Source organism: Armatimonas sp., from assembly GCF_043760365.1.
Taxonomy (GTDB): Bacteria; Armatimonadota; Armatimonadia; order Armatimonadales; family Armatimonadaceae; genus Armatimonas.
Map to the genome: position 1 here is coordinate 1 of NZ_JAYUPA010001021.1, position 7,425 is coordinate 7,425.

The window sequence follows — 7,425 nt, forward strand, 5'->3', positions numbered from 1 at the left end:
CAAGGAGTTTTCCCACACGTGCCCGGTCGGCTTCGGCGTCGTGCTGGAGCTGTGCGGCTCTCTCGATAGTGAGGAACCCTGGCGTGTTGCCCCACTGCCAGGCGGCGATATAGTCGCGGGCCGTCTTGCCGTCTTTGTCTTTAAGTTTCGGGTTCGCACCGTTCTTGAGCAGCGCCTCCACGAAGTCCGGCACGCCGCTCTTGGCCGCCCACATCAGCGGGGTGCGCCCGTGGTTGTCGGTGGCGTTGGGATTGGCTCCCGCACGCAGCAGCGCTTGCACCACGCCCAATCGCCCCAGCCAGCGGTCTGCCTGCCGCGTCTGGGCAATTAGCGGCGTCTCGCCGTCGTTGTTTTTGGCCTCGATGGGGGCTTTGTGCTTGATCAGAAGCTCGGCGATCTCCGGGCGATAGGTGCGGTGCAGGCCCGTGTTGCCGCCTTTTATTGCCTCACTCGGCCCGCCAAACCACGACCACTGCACCAGCTCGATCACCGTCGCTTCGTCGCCGCGCTGCGCCGCCGCCAAGAGAGTCTCGTTGAACTCCGGGCTGATCAGAAGCTCGTAGCGCGCCTGATGGTCTTTTGCCGCGCGAAGCTGCTGGAGGTAGAACAACGCCTGGAGAGGCTCGATAAGCTTTAGCGTCTGCGACGGTTCCGGTGCGGTCAGGGTAATGGGGAGGCGAACCTGAATCGGCTTTGGCGGGTCGGTCAAGAGGAACTTAAAGAGTGGCAGGCCCACCTGAACGTCCTCGGCTTTTTCGACCGTAACCGTCGTCACTTCAAAGGCAGGACGTGCAAGATAGAGGCTACTCTCACTCTTGCCGCTGGCCTGAACGGACTTGCCAACAAACTCGGTGATGCCCTTGGTCTTCAGCGCCGCTACCACGGAAGATGCGAGCTTGATCTGGGTGTAATCACGGAGCTTTGGATTCTTGAAAATCTCCTCCATCGAATTGGGGCAGGGAGGCGGAAGGAGCAACAGCGAGCCATTCTCCTCAGTCTTGACTGAAGCCACGATCATGCTCGCATCAGGGGCCTCGGAAGGTATTTCCGAGAGCGTACTTAGGGAGGAAAGGTTCAAGTTCAGGTTAAAGGGGTTACGGCCGAGTGCTATCCCACCCCGAGCGGTCTGCGGCTCGGGTGCCAGGGCAGCCCATTGACCACGTGTCAGATTTTCGGGGACCGCCTGAGCAACCCGGTACTCTCCCAGCCGGACGTTCGAGGGAGTGGGCTTTGGGGCGGTGACGGCAAGCTGGTAGCGGGTGGCACTCTGGCCGGTGACGCCAAAGCCAAGCCCAATCGTCTGGCTGTGCTGTGCCTGCAGTGGGGTGCCCACGGTAAGCGTCAGCGGCTTGAGCGGCGCTTGATCCGTCGAGAGGAGCGCCCCCTTCTCATCAAAGAGTGCCCCATGCACCGTGTAGCCCGCCGCATCACTCAGGCTCGCCACGGAGACCGTGAGATTGGCGGACACTGTTTTGTAGTAGTTGCTCTGCATAAAGTGCGGCTCGCTGAATGTTACTAAGTTGAAGGTGTTCTCACCGTAGGTTCCGGTCAGGGGCAGGGGTACTTTCCCTTCGAAGTGCCGCACGAGATAGCCCGCAACGATCAGCTCATCTTGGGGCGGATTTGGTTTGGCAAAGAGCGCCAGCTGGTAGTGCTGAGCGGTCGGGGCAAGGCCGAACTTCACCGTCGCTGTTCCACCCACGCCTGGCAGCTCGGTTTGCGCCGTGGAGACCAGCGTCCCCTTGGCATCGAAAGCGGCAATATATACCAAGTAGGCTTTGGGGATAAGCCCGCCGCGTGTGGGCGTCGCCAAAACCAGCGTGCCCTCAACACTGCCATCGGACTGGCGCAAAAGGGTTGTTTTGAGCTTGGGGTTTTCGTAAGTGGGAGCATTCGGCAGTGGTGTCAACAAAGTCCCCTCAATCTCGGCGAGCCGCTCGTTCACGACAAGCCCAACCTGAGTTCCACGTGCTTTGGACCCGGACGATAGCGAGGATACACTTAAACCTCGCGAAGCAACGCCGCCGCGTGCCAGTCTCAAAAGAAGCTCCTCGTTTGCCTGGGCACTCTCTTTCAGAACTGCTCGTTCTTGGAATTCATAGGTCGTGGTTTTGGACTCTGCCAGAGGGCGAGAGCGAGGGAGCGTGGCTTTCTCTTTATTCGGCGTGACCGACAGAGAGAATTTCTGCGTCGTGTTTTGCTTTGGCAGGGGCGTTTGGTAAGAAAGTGCCACCTTTGGTTGCAAGACGGCTCGTACTTCTTCGGATGGTCGCTTTTGAAGGCTAAGTGACTGCTTTGCGAACCTAAGAGCAACAGGGGGGTCAGGTTCAGGTTGTGTGCTCGGCTTTGGCAAGAGCAAGAACGCGACGGGCAGTGTCGCGGCTAGGGCAAGGCTTCCGTAGGCGTAGGGACGCAAGCCACGGTGCGCTTTTTGGGGCGCTTGCGGCAGCGCACGCTCCGTCAGAGTGCCGGGCTCAGGCTGCGGCATGTTTTGAATCGCTGTGGTCCATTTAGTTTCCATCTTCGTTTCCACTCGTGCTTTCCTCCCAACGAGCCAGCGCCTTCCGGGCACGATACAGCTCGTTCTCGACTTTTTTTTGCGTGACACTCAGGCTCTGGGCGATCTCGGCGATGCTCCAGCCCTCCACGGCTTGTAGCACCAGACACGTGCGCTGGAGCTCGGTGAGGTGCGCAAGCGCCTCCTGCAGAACCACCCGCTCCAATGCGGCATCTTCAGGGCCTGCCACCGAGAGGGCGGCATCGTCGAGCGAGAGTGCTGCCGGACGGCGCTTGGTGCAGATATTGCGAGCGATCCGCACCAGCCAGGTTGAGAGCTGCGCGTCGCCACGGAACTTGGGGAGTGCCCGGATTGCTGCCAGAAGCGTTTCTTGTGCTGCGTCTTCTGCATCAGCCCGGTTGCCTAGAATTGCCAGGCAGAGACGGAAGAGTAACGGCTCGTGAGGCGTCAGCAAGGCCCGGATCGCCTCAGAGTTCCCCGAGCGTGCTCGGTTTAGCAAGTCACGGTCCGAGAGAGAAGCCACCGTCCCGGGCCGCCGTAGCCACCAGAGTGTCATTGTCAGGATATTAGAGCATAACGGAGGGAGAAAACACTCAGGAGGAAGAAAGATTTATTTTTTGTTTTATCAGAAGCCCACAATTGTGTCGTCGCCCGCTGCCCCCACTTTGGCCTTGAGTTCCTCTTGCGATATCTTTGCACCGGGCTTGCCGAGCAGACCGAACATATTCAGCTTGTATGCCTCGACGCCGGGTTGATCAAAGGGATTGACACCCAATAAATAGCCACTGATGCCGCAGGCACGCTCGAAGAAGTAGAGCAAGAAACCTAAGTGATAGGCATCGAGCTTGGGCAGACGAATCGTGAGGCTAGGCACACCGCCCTCTCTATGCGCGAGCGCCGTTGCCTGGTAGGCGGCGTGGTTGATCGCCGTCAGTTCCTGGCCGACCAGATAGCCTAGCTCGTCGGCGTTATCGCCCTCGGGCAGCGTGAGCGACGGCTCCCCATCCTCGATAATCAGGAAGGTCTCTATGAGGCTGCGGCGGCCTTCCTGGAAGTACTGCCCCATCGAGTGCAGATCCGTGGTGAACTCCACCGACGATGGGTAGAGGGCCATGTGGTTCTTGCCCTCGCTCTCGCCAAAGAGTTGCTTCCACCACTCCAAAACATAGTGCAGGCGCGGCTCAAAACTTGCGAGCGCCTCAATCAGAAAGCCCTGCTGGTAGAGTAAATTGCGCGCGGCGGCGTAGAAGAGCACGGGGTTTTTCTTGGGATCAGGCTCCACACTAGCCCGAGCACAGGCAATAGCGCCGCGCTGCAGCTCGCGAATGTCAATTCCGGCGTAGGCGAGGGGCAGCAGCCCGACCGGCGAGAGCACGGAGTAGCGCCCCCCGATACTGTCCTCAATGGGAAGCGTCCGCCAGCCCGCCCCGCCCGCCACTTTGCGCAGTGCCCCTTTGTTTTTATCCGTCGTCGCCACAATGCAGCCCGGCTCGGCGAGCGCACGCAGAATACGAAACGCGACCGCAGGCTCGGTGGTGGTGCCGGACTTGCTAATCGCATTGACCGCCAGCTTCTTGCCCTTCACCCGCGCCAGTAGCTCGGTGTGGTAGCGGGCCGAGAGGTTCTGACCGGCAAAGAGCACGGGGCGATCCACACTATCCGAGAGCGCCTCGATCACGGCACGCGCCCCCAGATACGAGCCCCCGATTCCCACGGAAACGAGCACATCGGTGCGGGCTCGCAGGTCAGCGGCGATGGTCTCGATCTCGTCGAGCAGGGTATCGTCGGCCATGGCGGCGGGATCAAGCCAGCCCAGAAAGTCCGAGCCCGCGCCCGAGCCACCTGTCAGGGTGGCATGGGCAAGCGCGAGCCGGTCGGTCTGTTGGGCGACCAGCTCAGGGGTGACATGGGGTGCCAAAAAGGCAGCGTCGAGTGAAAGCATAGTGCGCCTATGATACCTCACCACATCGGCTCGCCGGGGTAGTAGCGCTTCATCGGCTCGCCCAGCACGTTCAGCACGATCCGATCCACCACAAACCAGTCACCGTCGATTTTCCGGAGGGAGAAAGCTTCTCCCCCGCTAAAGGTACCGCACCAGCCGGTGTTTTCAGGGGCGAGGGCAACTCGCGCCGTTTGGCCATCGGAACCAAACGTGATGGGCTGTTCTTTGGGCGATTTGAGCCGGTTGAGATGACGAAAACAAAGACCGTCGTCTTCGTCAAATCCTCCACCGGGACGCGTCGCACGCGGAACCCGTTTCCTTAGTTGCTTCCAGAGAAGGTAGCCACGATTACTATCGAACTCAAAGGGAGCCACGCCGGGCGCGAAGAGGATCAGAGGGCGCTCCGAATTTTGATCAAAAAAGCGCGCCTCGACACAGGCAGCAAGTATCTTTTCTGTGTCTCCCAAGGGGCGAGGAGCGGCTGTGGGGCAGGGATCGACCGCATCGCTGAGGCCATCACCATCTGTGTCGGCTTTGTTAGGATTGGTGCCGCGCCGCGCCTCCACGAGGTCCGTCAGGCCATCGCCATCGGTATCTTTGCGGAGCGTGGGATCATCGGGAAATATCTTGATCCACTCTGTCGCCATGAGTTTTTCGGTGCGGATGCCGCGAAAGGTCTCCGGAGCATTGTCCCGCATCGTGTTCCCGGTCCAGACACCCGTGAAGACAGGAGTTCCCCAGCCCTCTGCCTTCTTTTCAACAATAAAACAATCGCCGGAATTGCCCAGAATATCGGTCTGGAAGAGCGCCCAAGTGCGGCCCTTCGCGTCCTTTTGGACCGCTTTTTTGGGGAGGCTTTCAAGATCAAAGCTCGCGAACCAGGGCTTGCGCGGGCTGGGCTGTTTCAACGACGACCGCACTGCGCGGATGGCCGCCACACCCTCCGCGCCGCCGGTTCCGGCAAGGTGCTCAAAGGCCGCCGCACGCCACTCCGCCGGGGCTTTGGGATCACGCAAGGCATCGAGAAGAAAGGCAACGGCGTCTGGGTGCGACGAGTGGGAAATGGCAGAGAGGAGGGCACTGCTACTGCTCTTTTGGTCGCGGAGGTTCTGGACGAAGGTCGGGATGTAGGCCGCAGGGTCGCCCTTGGCTTGCAAGGTACGCACCACACCCTCACCCCCGCCCTGCTTCCAGATTTCCAGCAGTGCCGCCGTGTTCCCTTTTTCGCAGAACGCAAACAGGTAGGCGTCCTGATTGTGGATGCGGCGCTTTGCTAACTCCTGGTATCGAGATAGAAATGCCCGCGTGCTGTAGGGCTTGAGCTTCTCCAGCAACTGGCGCTCGGCCTCATCCAGATTCTCAAACTGGGCGACCAGCCACTCGGCGAGGGCTTTTTTACCCGCCTCCGTTGCAGGAAGCCGGGGAAGCGCACCAGGGATGTAGCCCAAGAGGCGGTTCTCGTTCTGGTCGAAGGTGACGATATGGCTCTGGTCGGCGTAGATCGGGGCTCCGGTGAAGGGCTTGTCGGCTTGCCAGAGAAGCTTGCCGTCCTGCGAGAGACAGTAGGTACCGTCCACGAGCGGCTGACCATACGGCTTAGGGCCTTCGTTGAGGGTGTGAAGCAGCACACTTTGCCCATCGCTACAGCTGTCTAGGATGTCGCCATAGGGAACTGGGCTCTTCCAGAGCCGCTTGCCGGTCGCTAGATCGTAGCCTTCCGTGGCGTTCCACCCACTAACGACCAAGACATTGCCACTCATCGTCGCCTGATAGAGGTAGTCTCGGGAGGTCCAGACCGTTTTCCCGGTGCGTGCGTTGATGCGACGTGGCTTTTCCCCGTAGAAAAGCACATCGTTATCGATAACGGTGGGGCTAGAGCGGGCCGAGGAAGAGTCCTTGCGTCGCCAGAGAACCTTACCGCTCTCGGGGGCGATACCGAGCTCCTCTCCCCGCTTTCCCTTCGCATCAATCCCCACATAGACCCCCTCGCGCGTGGCGGCAAGCACGACGCTAACGGTATCCGGCTTTGGTGACGACACAAGCACCGTGCTCCAGAGAACCTGGCCAGTGCGAGGGGAGAGCGCATGGAGTACCCCACGCTCATCGAGCACATAGAGCTGGTCTGGGTCTTGGGTAAAGCGACGGATCCCCTGCGGAAAACGCTGTAGGAGCCGGGGGTTGCCCGTACCTGCGTTGATGGCATAGAGGGCATTTCCCTCAACCAGCGCGTAGAGGGTGCCCGTGCGAAAGCAGATAGAATCAACCTTTTGTTTGGCGAAGCTACTCCACTTCTTCGCCCCGGTCGCAAGGTCGATGGCACCGACCTCTTGCCAGGATTGGTAGTAGAGTGTTCCCTTCTCAACCGCAATGACAGAAGCACCATCGCCGATAAACTGGGTCCACTGGCGCACAAACGGCGGGGCGACGAGGGACTGTGCGCCTGCAGGGCGAGTGTCGCAGAGCAAAAGAATCGCCACGACGATTGACCAGAAACGCATAGAGCACCTCTCTGAAAATTCTAAAAGTCAGCGTTAGGAGCGGGTAAGCTCGGTCTTTACCCCCTCTGAAGTTCGTTTAACCACAATCTCCCAGTGTCCGCCGAATCCCTCCAGCGTGAGAGACATCTCGTTCCAGCCGTCGGGGAGGCGCGGGTTGACATCGAAGCGGTCTAGGCCCCGTGGGACGATGCCAAAGAGCCCTTCGGTGAAGATGCGGCAGTAGAGGGCGCTCTCGGCGGAAAGATGCGCCTGGCCGCCCTCGGGGTGGGCCTCGATGGCGTAGGGGACGTGCTCACCGAGCAAGCGCCGCCGCGTGTAGGCCGTGAGCTTTTCAAGCGCCGTCTCCGTGGCTCCGGCGACAAAGAGGCCCCGTAGCGCGTAGAGCGTTGATCGGTCCCAGAAGACCGTGTCGCCCGACTCCGTGGCGAGGCCATCTGCCGTCCAGAGCTGCGGCGAGAGCAGTGCGG

General features: G+C 60.4%; 4 protein-coding genes and 1 pseudogene. All 5 read right to left on the minus strand.

Going from position 1 to position 7,425, the window contains the following annotated elements; all coding sequences use genetic code 11:
• The coding region (locus tag ACH2EH_RS25910; protein WP_395146317.1) for an ankyrin repeat domain-containing protein at positions 1-2,521 on the minus strand (2,521 nt) is incomplete at its 3' end.
• Positions 2,511-3,074 carry an RNA polymerase sigma factor gene (locus ACH2EH_RS25915; protein ID WP_395146318.1) on the minus strand — a complete coding sequence of 188 codons (564 nt, stop codon included), beginning with the start codon at positions 3,072-3,074 and terminating at the stop codon, positions 2,511-2,513. The genes ACH2EH_RS25910 and ACH2EH_RS25915, both read right to left, overlap by 11 nt.
• Positions 3,075-3,143: 69 nt before the next feature.
• Positions 3,144-4,460: a glucose-6-phosphate isomerase gene (locus ACH2EH_RS25920; protein ID WP_395146319.1), complete on the minus strand. Its 1,317-nt coding sequence runs from the start codon at positions 4,458-4,460 to the stop codon at positions 3,144-3,146.
• A 17-nt stretch (positions 4,461-4,477) separates the two neighbouring features.
• Complete coding sequence (locus ACH2EH_RS25925) at positions 4,478-6,958, minus strand: PQQ-binding-like beta-propeller repeat protein (protein WP_395146320.1); 2,481 nt, start codon at positions 6,956-6,958, stop codon at positions 4,478-4,480.
• Positions 6,959-6,991: 33 nt separating this feature from the next.
• Positions 6,992-7,425, minus strand: a pseudogene (locus ACH2EH_RS25930) (hypothetical protein); the annotation flags it as partial.